Source organism: Herbiconiux solani NBRC 106740 (assembly GCF_001571005.1).
Lineage (GTDB): Bacteria > Actinomycetota > Actinomycetes > Actinomycetales > Microbacteriaceae > Herbiconiux > Herbiconiux solani.
On the sequence record NZ_BCST01000002.1, the window covers coordinates 500,406 to 524,902 of the forward strand.

Genomic DNA, 24,497 nt, shown 5'->3' on the forward strand with positions numbered 1-24,497 from the left:
GGTCGATCCCCCAGGATGGGGGCATGGTCGACGTCCGCGAGCTCGCCGCGGCCGCGCCGCGGGGGTCGTTCGCGCTGCAGCCGAGAGGTCCGTACTCGCTGGCCGAGAGCATCCGTTTTCTCGAGGGGTTCGAGCCCGCCGCGTACTCGGCCGGGCCCGCCGAAGCCGGCCAGACCCTCGACGCGGTCTTCGCCCTCGAGGGGTCGTGGCTGACGGTCGGCATCAGCGTCGAGCAGGTCGGGACCGAGGTGCGCGGCCGGATCGTCGCCGCCCGCCCCCTGAAGCGGCTCGAGCTGTCGGCGGCTCGCCAGCAGGTGGAGCGCATCCTCTCACTCGACGTCGACGCCACCGGCTACGCGGCGATCGGCGAGACCGACCCCGTCATCGGCGGCCTGCAGGAGCGCTACCCCGGGCTCCGGCCCGTGGGTTTCTGGTCGTGGTACGAAGCGGCGGCGTGGTCGATCATCAGCCAGCGCATTCGCACCGGGCAGGCGGCCGCGCTCAAGGCGCGGCTCGCCGACGAGCTCGGGGTGGGAGTGCTCATCAACGGAACGAAGCGCTCGGCCTTCCCGGCGCCCGCGGTTCTGGCGCAGCTGTCGTCGTTCAAGGGGCTGACGCCGCAGAAGGTCGACTGGCTGCGGTCGCTCGGCGAGATCGCACGCCGCAACACGATCGACAGCGCTCGTCTTCGCCGGATGCCCCGCGCCGACGCCCTCGAGTTCCTGCAGACGCTGCCGGGTGTCGGGCCGTTCTCGGCCGAGCTCATCCTGTTGCGGGGTGCGGGTGATCCGGATGCCGCGCCGCTCGGCGAGAAACGCTTCGCCGAGGCGGTCGCCGTCGCGTACGACCTCGACGCGCCGCCCGCGCCCGACGAGCTCGAGGTGCTCAGCGAGGGCTGGGCGCCGTACCGCACGTGGGTCACGGTGCTCCTGCGTCGCGCCGCGGCCGACGGTTCTGCGGATGTGGATGCTGCCCCTGCTGCGGCCGACGGTGCTGCGAGGGCAGCTCCCGCCGGTCTCGCGGATGCTGCGGCCGGCGGTGATGCGGATGCGGCACCCGAAGAGGATGCCTCCGCCACGGACGCCGAAAACGAGGACGAGGACTCCGGAACAGTAACAACCGTTACGGAACCGGACGTCGCGGCATCCCCTGATGCCTTTGCCGACGCAGAGGCCACCGCGGTGGAGGCATCTCCGCCCCGGCGCCGCGCCCTCTTCGGCCTCCGTCGCAAGGCGTAAACCCACTTCGAGAAGTCACTTTTGCGTCCAAAACGCTCCCTTTGGACGTAAAAGTGACTCCTCGGCGAGCGCGGGGTGGGGGGCGCCGACAGGTCCGCGAGACGTCACTTGTTGTCGCTAAAAGCGTCGGATAGCGACAACAAGTGACGGGTCGAGGGCAGTCGGGGGTGCCACAAGGCCGAGCGAACCGGGGGCGGGGGCGGGGTCAGCGGGGGGTTAGGCGGGCGAGGGCCAGGGCGTCGGCCGCGAAGAGGGGCCAGAGGGGAGCGGCCGCGAGCGGGAGCGCCACCCAGTCTTTGAAGGGGCGGCGCTTGCCTCCGGGGTCGAAGAGTTCGGCCTCGGGGACGGCCAGCGCGGCCGTGTGCTCAGCCGATCCTGCGCCGAGCTTCAGCGCCAGGGTGTCGCCGCTCAGACACGCGAACATCGTTCCGGCACGCGTGAGCACGGGACGACCCATCATGCGGCCGCGCTCGACCGACGGATCACCGAGCTCGGCGACCACCAGGTCGAGACGCTCGAGCGCCTCCTCCGAACTCACCGGCACGGCCACGCCGCCAGGCTACCCCCGCAGCCCCCACCGCGTCAGGCCGAAACCGAGACCGGCCGCAACGGCGCCGGCCGGAGGGCCGGAGACCAGCGGGTCAGGGGGCGGGGTAGGCGCCCACGAGCTTCACGGCTCCGCCGTCGACACCCTTCGCACCCTGCTCGAAGCCGTCGGCCGGCCAGAAGCTGCGCGCCGCGGTCGAGACCGTGCCGACCGGCCACGTCGGGATGCCGAGGGCCGAGATCGCGGCGGCCACCGCATCCGCTCGCCCCGCCTCGACGACGGCGAAGAAGCCGATACCGAGGTTCCAGGTGCCCTCGGACGACTCGAGCGTCGAGCCCGCGATCGACGACAGCACGCGGAACACCGGCGCCGGCGACCAGGTCGACCGGTCGACCTCGACCCACGATCCGACCGGAAGCACCCGCGCGAGGTTCGCCGCGATACCACCGCCCGTCACGTGCGAGAGCGAGTGGATGGCGCCGGCGAGCGCCGGGTCGGCCAGGATCTGCACCAGCGGCCCCGTGTACAACCGGGTCGGCTCGAGCAGCACCTCGCCGACGACGCCGCCGAAGTCGTCCGAGTGCGAGTCGTAGGCGAGCGATGCCCCGGCGAGGATGTGCCGCACGAGCGAGTACCCGTTCGAGTGCAGCCCCGAGGATTCGAGCGCGAGCACGACGTCGCCGTCACGCACCCGCTCGGCGCCGAGCGTCGCATCCGCCTCGACCACGCCGACCGCGGCACCGGCCACGTCGTAGTCGTCGGCGCCCATCAGCCCCGGGTGCTCGGCGGTCTCGCCACCGACGAGGGCCGTGCCCGTCGCCGAGCAGGCGCGGGCGATTCCGGCGACGATCGTCGCGATGCGCTCGGGCACGACCTTGCCGCAGGCGATGTAGTCGGTCATGAACAGCGGCTTCGCGCCGACCACGACGATGTCGTCGACGACCATGCCCACCAGGTCTTGCCCGATGGTGTCGTGCTTGTCGAGCGCCTGGGCGATCGCGACCTTGGTGCCGACTCCGTCGGTCGAGGTGGCGAGCAGCGGATGCGCGTAGCCCTTGAGAGCGGATGCATCGAACAGCCCCGCGAAGCCGCCCACCCCGCCGAGAACCTCGGGGCCGTGGGTCTGCTGCACCGCCGCCTTCATCAACTCGACCGCGCGGTCGCCCGCCTCGGTGTCGACTCCGGCTGCGGCGTAACTGTTGCTCATGCGCCTATTCTCGCAGGCCCGCTGCGTCACGCCGGGCAGGCCCCTCTCGCACCTCCGCCATCACGCCGGGCAGGCCGCCAGGTTCTGCACGTTCTGGCTGAGCGAGTTCGGCCCGCCGAGCAGCACCACCTTCGTAGCCCCCAGCCGCTGGATGTCCGAGAGCACCCCGCGCGGCACGCAGTCGGTCGGCACCACGTACAGCGGCGCGTGCGTCGTGCCGGCGAGCACGCCGCCGGCCAGCGCATCCGGGAAGTTGAGGCCCGTCGCGAGGTACACGGTCGAACTCGACGTGAACGCCTGGTTGAGCGCGATCGAGGTCTGGTAGCGATCGGCCGCCGAGACGCGGCTGACGGATGCGGGCACTCCCGACAGCGAGTCGAGCACGCCCTGCGAGACCGAGTTCGGCCCACCGGCGACGACGATGCTCTGGGTCTGGAGCGAGCGGAACAGCTGCAGCGTCTCGGCATCGGCCGAGGGCTGGGATCCGTTCACGAGCACGACGGGCTCGAGGGCCGAGCCGGCCGCGCCGCCCGCCGACAGGGCGTCGGGGAAGTTCGTGCCGGTCGCCGCGTAGGCGCTCGGAGCGGTCGCCCCCTCCGGGCTGCCGAAGACGCTCTGCACGACCGCGCGGCTCGCCGCGTAGCGGTCGGCGCCGGCCAGCCGCTCGACACTCGTGCCGGCGACCAGCGTGCCGAGCTGTCCGGCGACGGCATCCGACACCGAGTTCGGGCCGCCCACCACGACGATGCGGCCGGGCGCCAGGCGACGGATCTCGGCCTGCACGACGGCCGGCACCTCGTCGCGGGTGACCAGCAGCAGCGGGCCGCCCTGCTTCACGGCGGCGGGGCCGGCGCTGAGCGCATCCGGGTAGTTCTGGCCGGTCGCGACGTAGACGACGGGAACGGTCGCCGGTGCCGGGTACGCGGCCTGCGAGATCTTCACGGCGCCGTCGTACCGGTCGGTGCCCGCGATGCGCGCGACGCTCGGGGCCCCGACCACCCGGATCCATCCGTTCGTGGCCAGCGAGCCGTTCTGACCGATTCCGGAACCGAATGCGGTGGTGGCGTAGTAGCTGTGGGTGGAATTGGAGAGGTCGGAGATGATGAGCGACCAGGTTCCGTCCGCAGCCACCGGGGCGGTGTACGTGCGGCCCGAGTCGATGGTGATGCGGACGGAGTGATGGATCGATCCGCCGGGCACGCTTCCGGTGATCGGCAGGCCCCACCTGAGCTCGCCACCGGCGGGGGTGTCGACGATCGGTGCGGCCACCTCGACGATGGGCTCCCAGTTGAGTTCTGAGCTCGTCACCGAACCGCGCCCTGGGACCGCGACCATGGGGAACAGGGCACTGTATCTGTCCTTCTCAGCACAGTTGTTGTCGTAGGTGCCCGCTGAGAGAAGACCGACGGCGAAGGAAGACGATACAGCGGCTCCCCCGCTGTCCCCGGCCAGTGCGCAGAGGTCGGTCAGGTCGACGTTGATCTGAGCGGCCACGCCGGCGTCATTCCTCGCGGTGAGGGTGACGTCGGTTTCCAGAATGGTGCCGCACGTCCATCCGCTGGTTCGTCCCGACTTGCAGACTGGCTGCCCGACGATGGTGTCGGCGTAGTCGCGGATGGTCTGACGCGCTCCCGCAGTGACCGGCCCCGTGTTGTTGTTCCAGGTTCCGACTTGGGGCAGCGGGTTCATTCCACTGGTTGTGATGAGCCCTGTGTCGAGCCCGTTGCCGAGGACGTAACTTCCCGGGTCGGGCCAGCCGATGGGAGAACCCACGCGCCACTCGTCATCGTCCGGGTAGGACTGAACCATTTCCGTCGCGTACCCGCCCCCGATGGTTCCGGGCACGAGGCAGTGGCCCGCAGTGAGGGTCTGACTGGGCGGGCCGGACTTCGTCTGACCGTTGAACGCGGTCGAGCAGTAGTAGTAGTAATAGTCGTCCTCGGAGTAGTACCCCTGGCCTCCGACCAGATCGCCCTTGAACTCGAATGCTCCGGACGCAGCCGCTCGGATGGCGTCGAGCTGAGCCGCATCCGGAGTCCGCTCACCGATCTCGGGGGTCGCATTGACCGCCGCCACAGCCGCGACATCGGCTTGGTCGGCGACATTCACGACCAGATCAGTCCCTTCGAGTCGCGACGAGAGCACGTCGACGCCCTGCGCCCGCAGGTCATCGACGACGATGACCGCATCGGCGGCTGCATCGGCGCGGGCCAGGTAGTCCGCGGGTGAGTCGTCGAGGCCGTCCGAGATGGCCGACACCAGCTCCGAAGGCATCTGCGCTGCGAGCTCCGCGTAGTCATCGAGGGAGTACTCGCCCATCGTCGCAACGGGCGTCGCCGCATCGGTGGTCTCGGCCACGGGCGGGGCGGTCTCCGCGACGGCCGCCGAGGTGCCCAGGAGGGCGGACGCCGCGAGAGCGACGGCGGCGATGCATGCGGTCAGGGCGACGCGTGGGGAACGGCGTGAACGGCGGGACATCGGGACCTCTCGTCTGACCGAGAGCGCACCTCGCTGACGGGGTTCCGCGTGCTGTCACGAGCCCCCCGACTCGGATCGGGTTCATACTAGGCCACAGATGTTGCGCATCCGTTTCGCCGGGGGCGGATCGACGGCCGAGCATGCCTTCGCGGCAGGTAGAATCGTTGCAATGTGCGGCATCGTGGGTATCGTCTCGTCTGACCCCGTCAACCAACTCGTGTACGACTCGCTTCTGCTGTTGCAGCACCGGGGCCAGGACTCGACGGGCATCGCCACGGCCGAGGGCAGCATCTTCCACATCGTGAAGGCCAAGGGCCAGGTGCGCGAGGCGTTCCGCACCCGCGACATGCGGTCGCTGCTCGGCACGATGGGGCTCGGGCACGTGCGGTACGCGACCCAGGGGCGCGCCTCGCAGGAGCAGGAGGCGCAGCCGTTCTACGTGAACGCGCCGTACGGCATCATCCTCGTGCACAACGGCAACCTCACGAACACCCGCGAGCTGACGAACGAGCTCTACAGCATCGACCGCCGGCACCTGAACACCAGCTCGGACACCGAGGTGCTGCTCAACGTCTTCGCCAACGAGCTGCAGTCGCAGATCACCGGCCTCTCGCTCGACCCCGACCAGATCTTCACCGCGGTCTCCCGCGTGCACGAGCGGGTAGAGGGCTCCTACGCCGTCATCTCGATGATCGCCGGGCACGGGCTGCTGGCGTTCCGCGACCCCTTCGGCATCCGCCCGCTCACCATCGGCAGCCGGCTGCTCGAGAGCGGCCAGACCGAGTACGTCGTGGCATCCGAGTCGCTCGTCATGGAGAGCCTCGGCTACACCGTGGTGCGGGATGTCGAGCCCGGCGAGGCGGTCTTCATCACGCTCGACGGCGAGCTGATCTCGAAGCAGTGCGCCCCGAATCCGGTGCTCATCCCCTGCTCGTTCGAGTACGTCTACCTGGCGCGCCCCGACTCGGTGCTCTCGGGCATCTCGGTGTACGAGGCCCGGCTGCGGCTCGGCAACTCGCTGGCCGACACGGTCGCGCGCTACACGCCGATGGGTGACATCGACGTGGTCATGCCGATCCCGGACTCGTCGCGGCCCGCCGCGATGCAGGTGGCCCAGAAGCTGGGCGTCGAGTACCGCGAGGGCTTCTACAAGAACCGCTACGTCGGCCGCACGTTCATCATGCCGGGGCAGGCGGAGCGCAAGAAGTCGGTGCGGCAGAAGCTCAACGCGATGTCGAGCGAGTTCAAGGGCAAGAACATCCTGATCGTCGACGACTCGATCGTGCGCGGCACGACCTCGAAGGAGATCGTCGACATGGCCCGCCAGGCCGGCGCCAACAAGGTCACCTTCGCCTCGGCCGCGCCGCCCGTGCGCTACCCGCACGTCTACGGCATCAACATGCCGTCGCGGCACGAGCTCGTGGCGCACGACCGCAAGATCCCCGAGATCGCGGCGGCCATAGGTGCCGACCACCTGATCTACCAGGAGGTGGAGGACATGCGGAAGGCCATCACGATGGGTTCCACGGTCACCGATCTCGAGATGAGCTGCTTCACGGGTGATTACGTGACGGGGACGGTGACGCCGGAGTACCTGGCGTGGGTCGAGGCGAATCAGCTGAGCTGAGGCGTTCTCTCGCTGCTGGGCTTGTCGCTGCTGGGCTTTTCGCTGCCCACCGGCTCGGTAGGCTCGTCCCATGGCGACCCCCGACTTCGTTCTGGCCCTCCGCGAGAAGATCGGGCACCTGACCCTGTGGTTGTCCGGGGTCTCGGCCGTGGTCGTGCGCGAGAACGGTGACGTGCTGCTCGTCCGCCGCAGTGACAACGGCGCGTGGACGCCCGTCACAGGCATCATCGACCCCGGCGAGGAGCCGGCCGTGGCCGCCGCGCGCGAGGTGCTCGAGGAGGCCTCGATCGTCGCCGAGCCGGTGCGCCTGGTCTGGGTGCACACGATCCCCGAGATCGTCTACCCGAACGGCGACCGGTCGCAGTACATCGACATCTGCTTCCTGTTCCGGTACGTCTCGGGCGAGCCCTTCCCGGCCGATGGCGAGAACACCGAGGCGGCCTGGTTCGCTCCGGATGCGCTGCCTCCGATGTCCGACGAGATGAGTGCCCGCCTCCACCACGCCCTCGACGGCGTCCCCGAGGCCCGCTTCGAGTTCTGACCCGGCTCCTCCGTCACGCGAACGGTCGACACCGCACGGGCGGCTAGCGTATTCGGCATGACCGACGCTCCTCCCCTGCTCGACCTGGCCGGCCTCGACGGTGTCAGCGAACGCATCTACCTCTTCGTCGTGCACCGCGGTGCCACGAGCGTCGTCGACGCGGCCGAGCGTTTCGAGCTCGAGTTCGCCGACGCCCACTCGCGCCTCGAGGCCATGCGCGACCTCGGACTGCTCTCCCGTGGGCTGAGCGACGACGCCGACTACGCCCCGGTCGACCCCCGGTACGCGCTGAGCGCGGTGACCGACCGGCTGAGCGACCGGATCACGCGCATCCGTGAGCGCATCCCCGCCCTGGCCGACCAGTTCGACCGGTCCACCGCGCCGGACACCGAGACTCCCGAGACACGCGTGGTCAGCGACCCCGACGCGGTGGCGAACTGGTACGTGCGGCTTCAGCACCAGGCCACGCGTGAGTTCCTGGTCTTCGACCGGCCACCTTATGTCACCTCGCGTCTCGAGCCCCTCGAAGCCGTCGTACTCGATCGCGGCGTCTCGTGGCGGGCGCTCTACACGGCCGGGAGTTTCGAGCCCGAGGGCAGCTGGGAGGAGGCCAACCGGCTGGCCATCCAGGGCGAGCAAGCGCGAATCGTGCCCGCTCTCCCGGTGAAACTGGTCATCGCCGACCGGTCGACGGCGCTCGTCTCGCTGAGTCTCGACGGCGTGCGGAGTGACGCCATCGTGACCGAGTCCCAGCCGCTGATCGCCGCCCTCCACGATCTGTTCGAGTTCTACTGGGCGCGCGGCCACGCGATCCCCGACTCCCGCGACCGGGCCGAGGAACTGGCACCGGCGGCTGCCGATCCCGCCGAGATCGGGCGCCCCTCCTCCGGTGGCCCTTCGGCGGCCGGAAGCTCAGCGGCAGTGACCTCGCTCGAGGACGAGAGGATGCGATCCGCGACCGGCGAGGAGAAGGCCATCCTCGCCCTCATCGCGTCCGGCCTCAAGGACGAGTCGATCGCCCGGCAGCTGGGGATGTCGCCGCGATCGCTCCGGCGCCGCAGCCACGAGCTCTTCGTCGAGCTGGGGGCGACCAACCGCTTCCAGGCCGGTGCAGAGGCGGCGCGCCGCGGCTGGGTATGACTCGGGAATGACGGCCGTGTAACAGTTGCGTTTCGCGCGGCGGCCACTTCTGGCCACAGGCCACCTGCGGCCAGATCACCAGTCGTCCGGGACTCCAGAATGATCGCATCGCACCGCGCGATCACCGTTTCCCTGTCTCGAGGACCGACTCCGTGCATTCACGACTCTGCTCCGATTCCACGCCCACCCGTCGCCCGCTCGCGCGCGCTCTCGCGCTCCTGACGGGCACGACCGTCGTCGCTCTCGGCTGCCTCTTGCCGGTCTCCGCCGCGGGCGCGGCCACCGCCCCGGGCGCAGCCGCCCCGTCGTCAGTGACTGCCGCCTCCTCCCCGGATGCTTCGGCCAGCACGCCGAAGGCACCGGCAGGCGCCCTCGACAGCTACCGGGACGGCCAGTACATCGTCACGTTGCGAGACCCGGCCGTCGCGACCTACACCGGCGGCATCGGCGGGCTCGCCGCGACCCGGGCACCGGAAGGGGACTCGCTCGACACGGGCTCCCGTCGCGTCGCCACCTACACCGAGCACCTCACCAGCGCCCAGGACGAGATCGCCGCCTCCGTCGATGCGGCCATCGTGAGCTCGTACACGCTCGCCACCAACGGCTTCTCGAGCAGCCTGACGGCCGCACAGGCGAAGAAGCTCGCGGACGACCCGCGCGTGGCCTCGGTGGTGCCGAACGAGATCGTTCATCTCGATGACCCGGAGCCCGAGACGTCGACCGGCTTCCTCGGGCTCCAGGGCGACCAGGGCGTCTGGGCGTCGATCGGCGGGCCCGGGAACGCCGGCAAGGGTGTGGTCGTCGGCATCATCGACACCGGCATCGCCCCCGAGAACCCGTCGTTCGCGGGGGACCCGCTCGGCACCGAGCCCGGCGAAGCGCCTTACCGCGACGGCGATCAGATCGTCTTCGACAAGAGCGACGGCTCCCAGTTCCACGGTGTCTGCGTGACCGGCGTGCAATTCACCGCCGACGACTGCAGCACCAAGATCGTCGGCGCCCGCTACTTCGTCGACAACTACGGTGAAGGCAACATCGGCGACCCGTCGATCGGCGAGTACCTCTCACCCCGGGACGGCGCCGACCACGGGTCGCACACCGCGAGCACGGCGGCCGGCGACAACGCCGTCGACGCCCAGGTCGACGGTCAGGAGTTCGGCGAGATCTCGGGTGTCGCTCCGGCGGCCAAGATCGCCGCGTACAAGGTCTGCTGGTCGGGCAAGAACGCCGTGAGCGAGGACGACGACGGATGCGCCACCGGCGACCTGCTCGCCGCCATCGACGCGGCCGTGGCCGACGGGGTCGACGTCATCAACTTCTCGATCGGCGGCGGGGCGGCCCAGACCACGGTGTCCCTCACCGACCAGGCGTTCTTCAGCGCGGCTGCGGCGGGCATCTTCGTCGCGGCGGCGGCCGGGAATGCCGGACCGACCGCGTCCACCGCCGACAACGCCGCCCCGTGGATCACGACCGTCGCCGCGGGCTCGATCCCGACCCACGACGCCACGGTGCGCCTCGGCGACGGAGAGGCCTTCGTCGGCGCGTCGATCAGCCTGCCCGACTCCGACTTCTCCGGCCCGCTGGTCTCCGCGACCGCCGTCGCCGCCACCGGTGCCGCCGACCCTCAGCTCTGCGGACCCGACACCCTCGACCCCGCGAAAGCGGCCGGCGCGATCGTGCTCTGCGAGCGTGGTGTCATCGACCGGACGCTCAAGTCGGCCGAGGTCGCCCGCGCGGGAGGAATCGGAATGGTGCTCGTGAACCCGACTCCGAGCTCTCTCGATCTCGACGGCCACAGCATCCCCACCGTCCACCTCGACGCGGATGCGATGCCGGCTCTCACGGCCTACGCCGCGACCGCGGGCGCGACCGTGACCCTCCAACGCGGCAACACGACGGACAAGCCCTCCGCACCGAGCCCTCAGGTGGCCGGTTTCTCCTCGCGCGGCCCGATCCTCGCCGACGGCAGCGACATCCTGAAACCCGACATCACCGCTCCCGGTGTCGCCATCCTCGCCGCAGGGGCGAATCCCGAGGGTGCCGCCGGATCCTGGCTGTTCATGTCCGGCACGTCGATGGCCTCGCCGCACATCGCCGGTCTCGCCGCGCTCTACCTCGGACAGCATCCGACCGCTGCACCGGCCGAGATCAAGTCGGCCATGATGACGACCGCCTACGACACCGTCGACAGCACGGGTGCGCCCGCCGAGGATCCGTTCGCCCAGGGAGCCGGACACGTCGACCCGACGCACTACTTCGACCCGGGCCTGCTCTACCTGAACGGCGTCGAGGACTGGATGTCGTACACCGACAGCCTGGGCTACTCCGGCTTCGGGTCGCCCGTCATCGATCCCTCCGACCTCAACCTCCCCTCGATCGCGATCGGCGCCCTGCCGGGAACGCAGACCGTGACGCGGACCGTCACCGCCACCGCGCCGGGGCACTACACCGCTCGGCCGGTGTCGATGGCAGGCGTCGACGTGGCCGTGTCCCCCAGCGACCTCACGTTCACCGCGGCGGGCGAGAGCCAGAGCTACACGGTGACCTTCACCCGCACGGATGCCCCGCTCGACGAGTTCACGACCGGCTACCTCGACTGGACCGACGGCGAGCGATCGGTGCGCAGCGCCTTGGCAGTGCGCCCCATCTCGCTCGACGCGCCCGCCGAGGCAGAGGGCTCCGGCAGCGCCGGCTCGACCCCGATCGACGTGCTCGGCGGGGACGTCGCCGAATACCCCGTCACCTCCTCGGGTCTCGCCGAAGGCCGCGCGGAGCACGGCTCCGGCACGGCCGGAGGCGCCACCCAGGGCTTCATCGTCGACGTCCCGGAGGGCAGCACCTTCGCCCGCTTCGACCTCGACGCGTCCGACGACACCGCGGACCTCGACCTCACGGTGTACAGCATCGACGGACTCGAACACACCTGGCTCGTCGGGCAGTCCGCCACGGGTTCGGCCGACGAGCGGGTCGATCTCGATGCCGACATGCTCCAGCCCGGTCGATACCTGCTCGGGGTGGACTTCTTCGCCGGCGTCGGGGACATCGACTTCACACTGACGAGCTACGTGATCGACCCCGCCACGAGCGTCGGATCCCTCACGGTCACCCCCGCCACGGTCTCGACCACCATCGGCCGCACCTCGACCGTCACGGCGAACTGGACGGGTCTCGCCCCCGGCGGCAGCTACCTCGGCCGGGTCGTGTACGGCGACACCGGGCACGCCACCACGCTCACGGTCACGAGCGATCCGGGCACGCCCGAGCCGCCCGTGCCGGGTGACCCCTCACTGACCGTGGCACCGTCGTCGGTGCGACCCGGCGAGGGGACGACCGTCCGCGCGTCCGGCCTCACACCCGGTGACGAGTACGAGGTGTTCCAGGACGGCTCCGGCAGCGTCGGTTTCGCCGGAGTCGTCGATGCAGACGGAGGATTCTGGCGCTACGTCGGCATCGCCGCGTCGACACCGCTCGGCGCGCATCGGTTCGAGGTGCGCACCGCTCACGGCTCGGCCTCCGCGGCATTCGACGTGGTCGACATCCTCACCCAGGCGATCGACCCGTTCATCAGCCACCGCTTCGACGGCTCGCCGGTGGTCGACCTCAACATCACCTTCGTGGGCAAAGGAGACCTCCGTACGCGGCTCGAGTCGTCCGACGGGACCGTCTACCTGGACGAGACCGGTCGCAGCGAGGCACCCGTGGACGCGCCGAACTTCACGTTCCGGGAAGGGCCGTTCGACGTGAAGCCGGGCGACTACATCGCGACGCTCTGGGTCGTGACCCCCGACGGCGCCCTCACCCAGCAGAAGAGATCCGAGTTCACGGTCGAGCAGGTGCCGGCGAGCACCGCCACGTTCACCCCCGACGCTGCCGACCCGAACGCCGTCGACTTCACGCTGCTCAACTCGACCGACGAACCGATGACGCCCCGGGTGCAGTACAAGCTGTGCTCCGGACCGCAGGCTTTCGCGGAGGAGTTCTACACCCCTGGAGCGACGACCGAGACCTGGAACCTCTCAGGGATCGCGCGGGTCGACGTCTGGCTCGATGGTCGGGTGATCGCCGGGTACGAGAACCCGAGCGCCACGGCCTGCGAGGGCACGGCGACCATCTCTCAGGACTTCTGGGCGACGGTGGCAGCGGGGAGCGCGGCCCCGGCGGCGGACGGTGCGGATGCGGCAGCCGCCGCTGCCCCGCTCACCCTCACAGTGAGCAACCGGGTCGACATCCACAGCGGCGGGTTCGACCTGTCGATGGGAACCGGCTCCACTCTGTTCGAGACCGATCCGGTGTTCTTCGAGAAGATCCCGACGCCCTACCTCGAGACGCCGGGGCTCGTCATCGACCGCTCGATCCCGGCTTCGGAGGGCACCCCCTACTGGGCCGTCGCGCAGTACGGTCAGCACTTCGACTGGGCGGAACTCCAGAAGCAGCGAGTGGTGATCGTCCCGGCGCTGACCGTCGCCGACCTCGCTCCCGTCGTGCCGGGCGGGCCGGATGCGCCCGGCGAGCCGGGCGGTCCCGGCAACCCCGGTGGCCCCGGCGACCCGGGCGATCCCTCCGGGACCGCCCCTGTGGCACCCGTCCCGGCCGACGGCGCCGACGCAGCCACCTCCCTCGGCACCGCATCCGGAGCGGGCAGCCTGTCCAGCACCGGGATGTCGACCGGCCTGCCGATCTCGATCGCCCTGCTGCTCGTCGCCGCCGGCGCCGGTTTCGTGCTCCTGCGCCGCACCCGTCGGCGCGCCGGCTGACGCGACGGCCCCGAGCTAGGCCGGACGGGACTAGGCGGGGAGGGAGGCGAACCAGCGGGCGCAGGCGGTTGCGAAGGGGGCGGGTTGCTCGAGCCAGGGGAGGTGACCGGCCTCGGGGATGACCTCAAGCCGTGAGGAGGGCATGACCGCGTGCGCCCGGGCGCCCTGCGTGATCGGGTCGCAGTGGAAGTCGTCCTCGCCGTAGACGAGGAGGGTCGGGGCTGTGATCTGAGCGAGCTCGGGCAGGAGGTTCTTGTTCTGGAATGCCGAGGCCTGCGTGTACTCGAGCACCTGGTCGTCGAACTCCATCGTCGCGAACACTGCGGCGGCACGCTCGGGCGAGTGGAAGTAGAGCGCACCCGTCGCCTCCAGGAGCCGCCCGAGCGAGGGTGCCTCAGAGCCGGTCATCAGCGCCATGGCGTCGTCCACGTACGTGGGGTGGGCCCGGTAGAACGGCTCATGCCGCTTCGCCTCGATCCGCCGCAGCAACTCCACCATCCGGAGCGCGTCAGGCGCGATGATCGCGTCGATGGCGATGAGGCCGAGCAGGTGCACGCCGTGCGCGATCCCGTAGGCGAGGGCCTGGTGGCCCCCGCCGGAGTGCCCCGCCACGAACACCCGGTCGACCCCCAGGTACACCCGCAGGGCTTCGAGATCGGCGACGAAGTGGTCGAGCGTGTACTGGGCCGGATCGTCCGGCCCCGACGACGATCCGCTGTGCCGCGTGTCGAAGTAGACGACCGTGCAGTGGCTCTCGAGTGCGGTCAGCGGGATCAGGTAGCCGACGGACGGCCCCGAGCCCGGGGCCGGCAGCAGGAGCACCGGCCCGCTCCCCCGCACCGTGTAGTGCAGGTCGAAGCCGTTGATCTCGGCCAGGTGTTCCCCGCCGCGCAGCCGGTGGTCGAGGTTCTCGAGGTGGGTCATGACAGTCATGTCACCTCGGCGCCGTGGACGGGGAGTCGACGGCGAGTGAACCGCGACCCGGCGAGGCGGGTCCGCGCGACGAGGTGCGCCCGGAGCCCGCCCGAGCGAGCCGGGCCGCCGCATCGGCGGTGTTCGCCTACGAATCCGGGTTCGTGGTGCCGGGCTGGCTGCAGCAGGCGCCCTGAGGCGGCCGCGCTGACCCGGGCGCGCTGCCCAGGGCGTGCTGACCCGGGCGTGCTGAACCGGGCGCGCTGACCCGGGGGTGCTGAACCCGGCGCCCGGACGCTGGCGGCCGGGCTCAGAGCCCGAGCCGCCGGCTCTCGGCCGCCTCGGAGGCGTAGCGCTCGAGTACGTCGGCCGCACGGCTCACGCCCGACTCGGCGCTCAGCGCCCGGCCCACCGCGCGGGCGCGTTCGACCACGGCCGGACCCAGGAGCGGTGCGAGAGCCGCGGCGAGCGACCGCTCGGTCAGCTCGGCATACGGCAGCAGCGCGCCGATCCCGAGCTCCTCCAGCCGCCGGCCCCAGAACGGCTGGTCGAAGTTCATCGAGGCGACGACCGTCGGCAGGCCCGCCGAGACGGATGCCGCCGTGGTGCCCGCTCCCCCGTGGTGCACGGCGGCGACGCAGAGGGGCAGCACGGCTCCGTGATCGACCTCGCCGACCACGCGCACCCGGTCCGTGCCCGCCCCGCCCGTCCGTTCATCCGCCGCCCCGTACTGCGACCACCCCGCCGCGATCAACGCCCGCACGCCCAACCGGGCGGCGACACGCGAGACCAGCTCGATCACCCGCTGCGGATCCTTCACGGGCATGCTGCCGAAGCCGAAGTAGACCGTCGGCGCGCCCGAACCGAGCCAGTCGAGGAGCTCGGCGTCGTGGCCCGACTCGCCCCACAGCCGCCGCTGCACCGGCGTGGGCGTGATGAACCCGGTCAGGGGGCGCCGCTCCGACCAGTCGGCGAGCTGCGGCACCAGCACGCTGCTGTAGGCCTGCACCTCGAGCGGAGGGATGCGGCGCAGCCGCGAGGTGAGGCTCGTCGACACCGGCCTGAGCCCCAGCTCCGCGCGGAACAGGTTCACGTACCGGGCCGAGATCCTCCACTCCGAGCGATCGACGAGCCGGTAGGTGAGGCGGTTCAGCGTGCGTCCCAGATCGCGGGTCGTCACCGGGTAGGCGGGGAAGTACGGGTTCGCGCGCCGGGGTGCGTAGTACAGCCCCGCCAGCGGGATTCGGCCGACCTGGGCGAGGCCGCTCGCCTCCTCCATCGTGTTCACCCCGGACACGATCAGGTCGCTTCCCTCCGCCGCTTCGGTGAGGGCCTCGACGAACCCGGCGCGCCGCTCGGTCTTGAACCGCATCACGCCCCGGGCGAAGGCCCGCATGTCGCCGGCCGCGAGCCACTTCGCACCCTCCTCCGAATCGAGCAGGGCGCGCGCGCTGAAGCCGAGGGGCCTGGTCGGGACACCGAGGCTCCCGGGGAGACCGACGAGGTCGTCGGGTGTTCCGAGCACGACGTCGTCGCCCCGGTCGAGGAGTTCGCGAGCGAGCAGCGAGGCGGGCTGGACGTCGCCCCGGCTGCCGACGGAGAAGATCGAGATGCGCATGATCAGGCGGCCTTCGAGGATGTGGTCATGATCAGAGTCCAGTGCATCGGTGTCCACGGTGAGTGGACGATGAGTGGACCGCCCGAAGCCGGGCGATCGCCGATGCCGGCGCGGCCGATCTGCGTGATCCCACCGATGTGCGCCGCATCCCGGCGGAGGCAGGATGCCCTCGTGGACCGGGTGGTCCACACTGACGGAGGAGGTACGGGATGCGCGTGGCATTCAGTGGAAACGGCTTCATCGGGCACCTCGTGCCGATGTTCCCGCTCATGAGGGCGTTCGTGGCCGCAGGGCACGAGGTCGCCGTGCTCACCAGCAGCGACCTGGCCGGGTTCCTGCACCGCGAGGCATCCGATCGACTCGTCGTGCTGCCCGCGGGCCCGCTCGCGGCGGTCACGATGGCGCGGATGGCGACGGAGACCGGCTCGAGCCCGGCCACGGATCCGGTGCCGCCGATCATCGCCGAGTTCTTCGCCGGCCGTCAGGTCGACGCGGGATTCTCGAGCGCGCTGGCCGCGGCGACCGGGTGGGCGCCGTCGGTGGTCATCGGGGAGTCGATGGACTTCATCGGCCCGCTCGTCGCCGGCTCCCTCGGGATCCCGTTCTACCGTCACACCTTCGGCCCGACCCGCCCGCGGCGTCTCACCGAGGAGCTGCAGGCCGTGGCCGTGCGCCGCGCCGAGAAGCTCGGGGTCCCCCTCGCGGGCACGCAGGCCGTGATCGACATCTTCCCGGCCTTCCTGCAGGCACCGACGGACGACCCCCAGCCCCGCCGCCTCCCGCTCCGTCCGGAGATCCATCACCGCGACGACCGCGGAGACCGCACGGACCGAAGAGACCGCGGAGACCGCGGAGACCGCAGAGACCGGGGAGACCGAGAAGGTCGACGGGACCTGTCGCCCGCCGTCGTCGCGGGCGAGCCGGAGGCGTCGCGTGAGCACGCGCGGCAGACCGTGCTCGTGACCTTCGGCACGGTCTTCACCGATCCGGCCGTGCGCGAGTCGGTCGTCGGATCCTTCGACCCGGCGCGGTGGGACGTGATCGTCACGACCGGGGCCGACGGGAACGCCGAACTCCCCCGGCAGGAGTCGACGCGCTCCTACGTGCCCTTCGTCCCGCTCGACGAATTGCTGCCCGGGGTCGACCTGGTGGTCACGGCCGGCGGCGCGGGCACGGTGCTCTCGGCCCTCGCGGCGGGGCTGCCCATGGTGATCATGCCGCTCGGCGCCGACCACGGGATCAACGCCGCCCGGGCGGAGGCGGCCGGGGTCGCGGTCGTCGTGCACGCGCCCGCCGACGTCGGCGCGGCGGGGGACCTGATCGTCTCGGATCCCGCCTTCCGCGATCGCGCACGGCAGGTCGCGGACCGCATCCGCACTCTCCCCACGGCTCGGGCCGTGGCGGACCAGCTCGTCGACGAGATCGGACAAGGAACCACTGATGACCACTGACGACCCCTCCCTCGAGCACGACGGATCCCCCGGCCGGGGCGATCGTCGGCCCGTCTCCGCCGCCGACTGGATCAGCGGCGCCCGGCCCCGCACCCTCACGCTCGCCGCGGTGCCCGTCGTGATCGGCACGGCGGCGGCCTCCGCCCGCGGCGACGGCGACGCGCTGCTCGCCGTGCTGGCCCTGCTCACGGCCCTGCTCCTCCAGGTGGGGGTGAACTACAGCAACGACTACAGCGACGGGGTGCGCGGCACCGACAAGTTCCGCCTGGGGCCGGCCCGGCTCACGGGATCCGGGATCATCCGGCCGCGCTCCGTGCTCGCGGTCGCGCTCGCCTTCTTCGCCTTGGGCGCCGTCGCCGGTGCCGTGATCGTCGTCCTCACCCAGCAGTGGTGGATGCTCCTGGTCGGCGTGGCGGCGATCGCGGCGGCCTGGACCTACACCGGCGGGCGGCGGCCGTACGGCTACGCCGGGCTCGGCGAGGTGGCCGTCTTCGTGTTCTTCGGCGTGGTCGCGACGCTCGGGACGGAGTTCATCCAGGCCGGCGACGTCTCGGTGCCCGGGCTGATCGGGGCCGTCGCCGCCGGGAGCTTCGCGTGCGGGGTGCTGATGGTGAACAACATCCGCGACATCGCCCCGGACACGCAGGCGGGCAAGCGGACCTTGGCGGTGCGGCTCGGGGCGCCGCGTGCGCGCGTCGCGTACGCCGTGTTCCTGGTGGTGCCGTACGTGGGGGCGGGGGTCGTGGCCGTGGCGCATCCCGCCGTGCTGCTCGTCGTGCTCTCGCTGCCGCTCACCGTGCGGGCGATCGTGCTGGGCACCCGGAGGAGCACTTCGCTCGAACTGATCACGGCGCTGAAGCTGACATCGCTCTCGGCGCTGGTCTTCGCGTGCGCTCTCGCGGTGGGACTCGTCCTGACCCCGTGAGCAGGGACGGCTGCCCGGCGGCAGTGCGGCCCGGCGGCAGTGCGGCCCGGCGGCCCGGCGGCTCGGCAGTTCAGCGAGCCGGCGGGGCGGCGGCCCGGCCGCTCAGCGGCGCAGTGCCGCTCGGGCCTGCTCGACCGCCACGGCCGGGTCGCCGGCCCACTGGTCGCCGTGCCCCGGCACCAGGATGCCGGCCGGGGCGCTCGCGAGGACATCCAGCGACCGTTCGGCAGCATCCGGGTCGTGGGAGAAGAACGCCGGCAGCAGCTGAGGTCCGCGCACGCGCGAGAGCGGATGCCCGGTCACGAGCGCATCGCCCGTGACCAGCACCCCCTCGCGCCGGAGGAGGAACGCGCTGTGACCGCTCGTGTGGCCTCCGCTCAGCAGCGCGGTCGGGCGGCCGGGCAGGTCGAGCTCGCCGCCCGACCCGAACGCCAGGGCCGAGTCGACGGAGACCTTCCCGGCTCCCCCGGCCCGGATGATCTCCGCCAGCCAGCGCCTCCCCGGCGCTCGCCAGGAGTGCCGCACTACCGCAGCCGGTGTCGCCTGCTCGTGCGAGACTCCCGTGAGGTTCGGCAACTCGAAGCGATGCGCGAACACCGGTGCGGGGTGCCGGCGGAGCAGCGCGGCGAGTCCGCCGATGTGGTCGATGTGCGCATGCGTCACGAGCACGGCGACGACGTCCTCCAGCCGGTTGCCGATGCCCTCGATCGATGCGACGACCCGGTCCGCGTCCCGCGGGTACCCGGCGTCGATGAGCGTGAGGTCGCTCCCCTCGCGGAGCACAACCCAGTTCACGGCCGTCCCCCGGCCGAGGAAGACGTCTTGCGCCACCTCGATCAACGGATGCCCTCGAAAAGCGCCGACTCGGAGGCGAGAGCGGCCTTCGCCACCGAGAGGGCCGTGTGCCGCGCCCCGGTCGTGACATCGCGGTGGGCGCGGGCGAGTGGATGCGCGGGGTCGAGCGATGCCGTCCCGATGCTCTCCAGGAGCCCCGGCACGGCCGCCTCGGCCTCCGTCGCGGCGCTCACGGCGAGATCGGCCCGCCGGGCGCGCTCCCGGGCACCCGCGCGGTCGATCGAGTCGCGCGTGGTGAGCCCGGTCAGGGCGCCGGCGAGCAGGGCCTCGACGTGGTCGACCCGGCGCAGCGCGGCCGAGGTGGTGACGCGGACGTCGGGGCGAGCCCAACGGGACGCGGCGGCGGTCCCGGTCGTCGGGCCGGCCCCGGCCGCTGGGCCGGCCCCGGTCGCTGGGCCGGTCCCGGTCGTCGGGCCGAGCACCGCACTCCCGACGGCGCTGTCGACGGCCGCGCGCACCACGTCCGCCGCCCCGCGCGCCATGCCGACGACGGCGGCCGAGAAGAACAGGCTGGCGAAGAACGTCAGCGGCGCCTCGTCGCCCGGCGGAGGCAGCACCCGGGCGCGATGCTCCGGAACGGCCAGCCGGCGGAGGACGGCGGTGTCCCCGCCGGCCCCCCGGAGTCCCGTGGCACTCCAGGTCAGCTCGACCTCCACCTGGTCGCGGGGCACGAGCACGCGCACCAGGCGCGTGGAGCTCGCGCCGGGCGACCCGGCGGCCGGGAGCACGGTCTCCGACACCGTGGCCATCACCCAGCGCGCGAAGGGGAGGCCGCTCGCCGGGGTCGACACCGCATCCACGACACCTCCGCCATCCACGACACCTCCACCACCCGCGACCCCTCCACCATCAACGACACGCTCGCCGCCGGTGCGCACGAGGGTGCCCGCCGGAGCGAGGGTGCCCGCGATGAGCACATCGGGGTCGGTTCCCCAGATCTCGCCGAGCGCCGCGGGCGGGAACTCGGAGACCGCGAGGTTGGTGACGGCGGCGATCGCGGCCAGCCAGCCGGTGTCGGCGTCGCGGGCCGAGAGAGCGGAGATCCGCTCGGCCACCTCGGCGACGGTCTCGTCCCGGCCTCCGTAGGCCGGGGGCACGAACGCGCGCAGAGCACCGCTCCGGCGGAGCCCGCCGATGAGGGATGACTCACCGTCCACGCGCGGGTCGTCGAGGACGGGGGCCGACGACTCGGCAGGTGTCGCCGTCACTCTCCGCTCACCGCCGCGAGCAGCACGAGGGGGTCGCCCTCGAACCAGATGCAGTCCATCTCGAACCGGACGACCCGCGGGCCCTCCTTCTCAGGCTGGACGAGGAAGGTCCAGCGGTTCCCCATCAGTGCGCGACGGGTGGCGCCCGGGAGCGGCCCCTCCCCGGGCAGGAAGTGCTGGGCCAGCGCGTAGGCCTCGACCCGACGGCCCTCGCCGTCCGGCAGCACGGCCACGTTGCCCACGAGGTGCATGGTGTCCAAGGGTCCGACGGCGCCCATCATGGTCGGCAGCACGACGTCGCGTCCGGAGAGGACGGGGAACTCGAGGCCGATCTTCGAGGTCGCGGCGGTCATGTCGACCACGACGTCGTCCGAGAGCAGGTCGGACAGGATGCCGGGGTCGGCCGTGTCGAGCGCGCGGGCCCAGGCCAGCGGCACCTGCCGGGCGAAGTCGTCGAGGGCGGCCGACTCGGTCGAGGAGTCGAGCGGAGCGGCGCCGGCCGCATCCACGGAGGAGGTGGCGTTCGCCGCATCCACGGCGGACGTGGCGGAGACGGCGGGCCAGGGGGTGGTGGTGTGATCCATGATGATGGTCTTTCTGAGTCAGACGAGGGGCTGCTGGAGGCGGAAGAGGTTCTGCGGATCGACGCGCCCCTTGATCGCGCGGAGTCGGGCGAGGGCGTCGGCCGGGTACAGCGCCGTCGGCGAGGAGTCCTCGCCGTCGGGGGCGAAGTTGAGGTACTGCCGGCCGGTGCTCCAGCCGGAGACCGCCGCGATGAGCGCGTCGGCGTCGCGGATGCCGTCGGTGCGGACGGGCGGAGGCCCCACGACGACGGCCCAGAGCACGAAGGCGGCGTCCCGGTTGTCGACCGGTCCCGGATTCTCAGGGATCCGGGCCAGTGCTCCGCCGAGCTGGCGGAGCTCGACGATCTCGACGCCCGGGTCGGCCTTCGGCCCGACCTCGGCGAGCAGGGCGTCGATGACCTCGGTGTCGAGGGTCTCGAGCATCGCCGTTCTCTCGGTGAACGGCGCCGGGTCGACCGGATCCGAGTGGATGCTCGCGAAGTCCGCGTACGGCATCTTCGCCACCGTGTCGAACAGCACCGGGGCGGCGGCCCGGATCGGCGCGAGCAGGGCGTCCGCCTCCGCGGCGGGTCCCTGGTACGCGACACGGAGGTGGATGCGGAACTCCCCGGCCAGGATCTGGGGCACCCCCGGGAGCGGTGGCATCCGGAGCAGCGCGATCGACGTGGTCAGCGCATCCGGAGCACCGTCGGTGAGCGCACGATAGGCCTCGAGCACCGCACGAGCGTGCTGGCCGTCGAAGAAGATGCCGCCGCCCACGAAGTCGGCGACGGGGAAGAGCTCGACCTCGATCGCGGTGACGACGCCCACGTTGCTGCGGCCCCCGCGGATCGCCCAGAAGAGATCGGGATCGTCGGTCGCGGAGACCTCGCGCTCGGTGCCGTCGCCCACCACGACCCGGAGGGCGGTGACGTGGTCGGCGGCCCAGCCGTGCGCGCGCCCCATGGTGGGGCTGATCCCGCCCCCGAGGCTGAACCCGACCACGCCCACGAGCGGCGATGAGCCGTGCAGCGGCGCGAGACCGAAGGGCAGCGACGCCTCGAGGACGTCGCCCCAGGCCACTCCCGCTCCGAGCTGGGCACGGCGGCCCACCGGGTCGATCACGATCTGGCGGAGCGCCTCGGTGACGATGAGCATCCCGCCGTGGATCGGCCGGGTCGCGTGGTGGCCGGTCGAGATCACCGCGACCGGCAGGTCCTCCCGGGCGGCGAAGGCGACGGCTGCGGCCACGTCGTCCGAGTCGGCGGCGCGCACCACGACGTCGGGGTCGCGGATGGCGGCGAGGTTGTAGCCGGTGCGGGCCTGGCCGTAACCGGCGTCACCCGGGCGGAGCACCGCACCTCCGATCGACGCGGCGAGTTCGCCGAACTGCCGATCCGTGAGCGCGGTCGTGGGGTCGTGCGTGATGGACATCCTGATCCTGTCTCGAGCCGTTCCCTCGATCGGAACGGACAGGACTCAGTTCAACGGAGCGCTGTGCATTCTCCGTCGATGATCCGTCTACGCGCGCACGAGGTGCATCGACGCCTGGCGGTGGAGGTACGCCCGCACGAGCCCGAGATGGGCGTAGCAACGGTCGCCGAGCGACAGCAGGAGGTTCGCGTCGACGAGCTCTTCGAGCAGGGCCGTGGCCGTTCGCTCATCCGTGCCCAGTGCGCACGCCGCCCACGCCGGATCGAATCGATCTGGGGCCTCGAGGGCCAGCCGATGGCACGCGGCGAGCGCCGGACCACCGAGGAAGGACACCGCGCGAGCCAGCGGAGCGTCGACGATCGCGCAGTCCGCCTGCATCACCACGGGGCTCGCGAGATCCGCGAGCAGCTCCTGCTCGATCCGGGCGATCGACCAGTTCGGCCGGTCGTTCAGCCGCGCGGCGGCGACTTCGACGGCGAGCGGGATGTTCGAGCACTCCTCGGCCACGCGAGCGGATGTCTCGGGCTCGGCGCCGACCCGGCCCGCACCCGCCAGCTCGCCCATCAGCTCGACGGACTCCGCGGTCGACAGCGGTCCGAGCCGCGTCCACGAGATCCAGGGGAGCCGGGGGATCCGCCGTTCGGAGGTGACGATGACCGCGGACTGCGGACCGGAGGGCAGCAGCATCCGCAGGTCGTCGTTCGCTCTGACGTCGTCGAGCACCACGAGCATCCGTCGTTCTGCGGTGAGGGTGCGCCACACGCCCACCTGGAGGGCCGTGGTCTCGGGCAGCTGTGCCGCCGTGAACCCCAACGAGCCGAGTAGCTTCAGCACGACGGCCGACGCCGGCTGGTCGCCGACCCGCACCGAGACCTGACCGTCGGGGAAGTGCGACCGGACCGCGTGCGAGACGCGGATCGCCAGCCGGGACTTGCCCATGCCGCCGAGACCTGCGATGCCGATGCTCCGGGGCGTGTCGGCGGTGAGCGCTTCGATCATCGCCTCGAGTTCGGTCGAGCGGCCGACGAAGGGGGCGGCGTCGCTGTAGAGCGCCGCCGGCGCCTGCACCAGGGACGCCAGGTCGGCTGGAGCGGGCGCGGCCGGTGCCACCGCGGGCACCGGACCTCGATCGCCGGGAGTCGGGAGCGCCGCGTGCGCCGCGGCGCCGGCCGGCGTGGGCTCGGCGCGGAGGATCCGCACGTGCAGGGACTGCAGGGCCGGACTCGGGTCGATGCCGAGCTCGTCCCGGAGAGCCCGCCGCAGTCCCTCGTAGACGCCGAGGGCCTCGGACCGCTGATCCTTGAACCACAGGCCGGTCATGTACAGCTCGGCCAGCTTCTCCTGCGTCGGCTGCCGACGCCAGAGCTCGGCGACGTGGTTGAGGAGGTCGCCGGGTTCCCCCTCGGACAGCTCGAGTGGGAACAGAGCGATCAGGGCATCGACCCGCCGGCTCTCGAGCCAGTGCGCCTGGGCCGTGAACCAGTCGCCATCGAGCCCCTGCAGCGCGGCGCCCTTCCAGAGGGCGAGCGCCGCCCGCAGGCAGTCGCGGGCCGAGCGGGGATCGGTTCGCTCCAGCCGTTCGGCCTCCCGCAGCAGCCGGGTGAACCCGTCGGCGTCGAGCTCGTAGGACCCGCTCCTCACGCGGTACGACCCGGCGACGAACTCGATGAACTCGCCGCTCGGGCACACCGTGGCGAGCGCGCGCCGGAGCCGGTAGACGTAGGTGCGGAGGATGCCGCGCGCACTGCGCGGCGCCTCCTCGCCCCAGACCCGCGCGACGACCTCGTCGACCGCCACGGGCAGGCCGTCGGCCAGGAGGAGCACCGCGAGCACGGCGCGTTGCTGGGGGGATCCGAGGTCGATCTCCTGCCCTCGCGCGACGGCACGAACCGGGCCGAGCACCTCGAACGAGATGACTCCGTGTGATTCTTCGTCCGATTCAGCGATCGGCCCGGGGACGATGGTGGTCATTCGCGTCGATTCGTTCATGTGTGTGAAG

The 24,497-nt window shown here is 71.7% G+C and carries 18 protein-coding genes; 8 read left to right on the top strand and 10 right to left on the bottom strand.

Features of this window, described 5'->3' with window-relative positions; all coding sequences use genetic code 11:
- The first annotated feature begins 23 nt into the window (after window positions 1-23).
- On the top strand, window positions 24-1,238 hold the full coding sequence (locus HSO01S_RS05515; RefSeq protein ID WP_066039551.1) for a DNA-3-methyladenine glycosylase family protein: 1,215 nt from the start codon (window positions 24-26) through the stop codon (window positions 1,236-1,238).
- A gap of 205 nt (window positions 1,239-1,443) precedes the next feature.
- On the opposite strand, the gene HSO01S_RS05520 is transcribed toward HSO01S_RS05515, so the two are convergent.
- The 3 genes from HSO01S_RS05520 to HSO01S_RS05530 form a co-directional block, all read right to left on the bottom strand.
- Window positions 1,444-1,788 (bottom strand): hypothetical protein, encoded by a 345-nt coding sequence (locus HSO01S_RS05520; RefSeq protein ID WP_174522967.1) that lies wholly within the window; start codon window positions 1,786-1,788, stop codon window positions 1,444-1,446.
- A gap of 91 nt (window positions 1,789-1,879) precedes the next feature.
- A complete protein-coding gene (gene purM / locus HSO01S_RS05525; protein ID WP_066039552.1) occupies window positions 1,880-2,992 on the bottom strand; it encodes a phosphoribosylformylglycinamidine cyclo-ligase in 1,113 nt (370 codons plus the stop codon).
- 60 nt (window positions 2,993-3,052) lie between these two features.
- Window positions 3,053-5,470 (bottom strand): cell wall-binding repeat-containing protein, encoded by a 2,418-nt coding sequence (locus tag HSO01S_RS05530; RefSeq protein WP_066039553.1) that lies wholly within the window; start codon window positions 5,468-5,470, stop codon window positions 3,053-3,055.
- A gap of 169 nt (window positions 5,471-5,639) precedes the next feature.
- Here HSO01S_RS05530 and purF point away from each other — a divergent pair, with 169 nt between their 5' ends.
- The 4 genes from purF to HSO01S_RS19595 all read left to right on the top strand — a co-directional run bounded on the left by purF (window position 5,640) and on the right by HSO01S_RS19595 (window position 13,532).
- A complete protein-coding gene (purF, locus tag HSO01S_RS05535; RefSeq protein ID WP_066039554.1) occupies window positions 5,640-7,097 on the top strand; it encodes an amidophosphoribosyltransferase in 1,458 nt (485 codons plus the stop codon).
- Between the two features lie 70 nt (window positions 7,098-7,167).
- Window positions 7,168-7,638: an NUDIX hydrolase gene (locus tag HSO01S_RS05540; RefSeq protein ID WP_066039555.1), complete on the top strand. Its 471-nt coding sequence runs from the start codon at window positions 7,168-7,170 to the stop codon at window positions 7,636-7,638.
- A 57-nt stretch (window positions 7,639-7,695) separates the two neighbouring features.
- Window positions 7,696-8,778, top strand: coding sequence for a helix-turn-helix domain-containing protein (locus tag HSO01S_RS19300; RefSeq protein ID WP_066039556.1), 1,083 nt, complete (start codon window positions 7,696-7,698; stop codon window positions 8,776-8,778).
- 152 nt (window positions 8,779-8,930) lie between these two features.
- On the top strand, window positions 8,931-13,532 hold the full coding sequence (locus HSO01S_RS19595) for a S8 family serine peptidase (RefSeq protein ID WP_066039557.1): 4,602 nt from the start codon (window positions 8,931-8,933) through the stop codon (window positions 13,530-13,532).
- A 30-nt stretch (window positions 13,533-13,562) separates the two neighbouring features.
- Here the strand turns inward: HSO01S_RS19595 and HSO01S_RS05555 are convergent, their stop codons facing one another.
- The gene (locus HSO01S_RS05555) at window positions 13,563-14,465 is read right to left on the bottom strand and encodes an alpha/beta fold hydrolase (protein ID WP_169799944.1); all 903 of its coding nucleotides are present in this window, start codon (window positions 14,463-14,465) and stop codon (window positions 13,563-13,565) included.
- Window positions 14,466-14,479: 14 nt separating this feature from the next.
- Between HSO01S_RS05555 and HSO01S_RS19015 the strand changes: the two genes are divergently transcribed.
- On the top strand, window positions 14,480-14,641 hold the full coding sequence (locus HSO01S_RS19015) for a hypothetical protein (protein WP_169799945.1): 162 nt from the start codon (window positions 14,480-14,482) through the stop codon (window positions 14,639-14,641).
- 113 nt (window positions 14,642-14,754) lie between these two features.
- On the opposite strand, the gene HSO01S_RS05560 is transcribed toward HSO01S_RS19015, so the two are convergent.
- A complete protein-coding gene (locus HSO01S_RS05560) occupies window positions 14,755-16,119 on the bottom strand; it encodes a glycosyltransferase (RefSeq protein WP_157078927.1) in 1,365 nt (454 codons plus the stop codon).
- 158 nt (window positions 16,120-16,277) lie between these two features.
- Here HSO01S_RS05560 and HSO01S_RS05570 point away from each other — a divergent pair, with 158 nt between their 5' ends.
- On the top strand, window positions 16,278-17,513 hold the full coding sequence (locus HSO01S_RS05570) for a glycosyltransferase (RefSeq protein WP_157078928.1): 1,236 nt from the start codon (window positions 16,278-16,280) through the stop codon (window positions 17,511-17,513).
- Complete coding sequence (locus tag HSO01S_RS05575; protein WP_084361336.1) at window positions 17,503-18,438, top strand: 1,4-dihydroxy-2-naphthoate polyprenyltransferase; 936 nt, start codon at window positions 17,503-17,505, stop codon at window positions 18,436-18,438. The genes HSO01S_RS05570 and HSO01S_RS05575 overlap by 11 nt, the downstream gene beginning before the upstream one ends.
- Window positions 18,439-18,540: 102 nt before the next feature.
- On the opposite strand, the gene HSO01S_RS05580 is transcribed toward HSO01S_RS05575, so the two are convergent.
- The 5 genes from HSO01S_RS05580 to HSO01S_RS05600 form a co-directional block, all read right to left on the bottom strand.
- Window positions 18,541-19,269 (bottom strand): MBL fold metallo-hydrolase, encoded by a 729-nt coding sequence (locus HSO01S_RS05580; RefSeq protein ID WP_218003774.1) that lies wholly within the window; start codon window positions 19,267-19,269, stop codon window positions 18,541-18,543.
- Between the two features lie 5 nt (window positions 19,270-19,274).
- Window positions 19,275-20,501 (bottom strand): acyl-CoA dehydrogenase family protein, encoded by a 1,227-nt coding sequence (locus HSO01S_RS05585; protein ID WP_066039563.1) that lies wholly within the window; start codon window positions 20,499-20,501, stop codon window positions 19,275-19,277.
- Entirely contained in the window at window positions 20,498-21,085 is a 588-nt protein-coding gene (locus tag HSO01S_RS05590) for a nuclear transport factor 2 family protein (protein ID WP_066039564.1), read from the bottom strand. The genes HSO01S_RS05585 and HSO01S_RS05590 overlap by 4 nt, the downstream gene beginning before the upstream one ends.
- An 18-nt stretch (window positions 21,086-21,103) precedes the next feature.
- Complete coding sequence (locus HSO01S_RS05595) at window positions 21,104-22,498, bottom strand: FAD-binding oxidoreductase (protein ID WP_066039565.1); 1,395 nt, start codon at window positions 22,496-22,498, stop codon at window positions 21,104-21,106.
- A gap of 87 nt (window positions 22,499-22,585) precedes the next feature.
- Entirely contained in the window at window positions 22,586-24,469 is a 1,884-nt protein-coding gene (locus HSO01S_RS05600) for an AfsR/SARP family transcriptional regulator (RefSeq protein ID WP_066039566.1), read from the bottom strand.
- Between the last annotated feature and the right edge of the window lie 28 nt (window positions 24,470-24,497).

Coding starts and splice junctions, on each gene's coding strand:
- HSO01S_RS05530 (WP_066039553.1), bottom strand. CDS start 5,470: ATGTCCCGCCGTTCACGCCGTTCCCCACGCGTCGCCCTGACCGCATGC.
- HSO01S_RS05590 (WP_066039564.1), bottom strand. CDS start 21,085: ATGGATCACACCACCACCCCCTGGCCCGCCGTCTCCGCCACGTCCGCC.
- HSO01S_RS05540 (WP_066039555.1), top strand. CDS start 7,168: ATGGCGACCCCCGACTTCGTTCTGGCCCTCCGCGAGAAGATCGGGCAC.
- HSO01S_RS05600 (WP_066039566.1), bottom strand. CDS start 24,469: ATGACCACCATCGTCCCCGGGCCGATCGCTGAATCGGACGAAGAATCA.
- purF (WP_066039554.1), top strand. CDS start 5,640: ATGTGCGGCATCGTGGGTATCGTCTCGTCTGACCCCGTCAACCAACTC.
- HSO01S_RS19300 (WP_066039556.1), top strand. CDS start 7,696: ATGACCGACGCTCCTCCCCTGCTCGACCTGGCCGGCCTCGACGGTGTC.
- HSO01S_RS05595 (WP_066039565.1), bottom strand. CDS start 22,498: ATGTCCATCACGCACGACCCCACGACCGCGCTCACGGATCGGCAGTTC.
- purM (WP_066039552.1), bottom strand. CDS start 2,992: ATGAGCAACAGTTACGCCGCAGCCGGAGTCGACACCGAGGCGGGCGAC.
- HSO01S_RS05575 (WP_084361336.1), top strand. CDS start 17,503: ATGACCACTGACGACCCCTCCCTCGAGCACGACGGATCCCCCGGCCGG.
- HSO01S_RS05555 (WP_169799944.1), bottom strand. CDS start 14,465: ATGACTGTCATGACCCACCTCGAGAACCTCGACCACCGGCTGCGCGGC.
- HSO01S_RS05515 (WP_066039551.1), top strand. CDS start 24: ATGGTCGACGTCCGCGAGCTCGCCGCGGCCGCGCCGCGGGGGTCGTTC.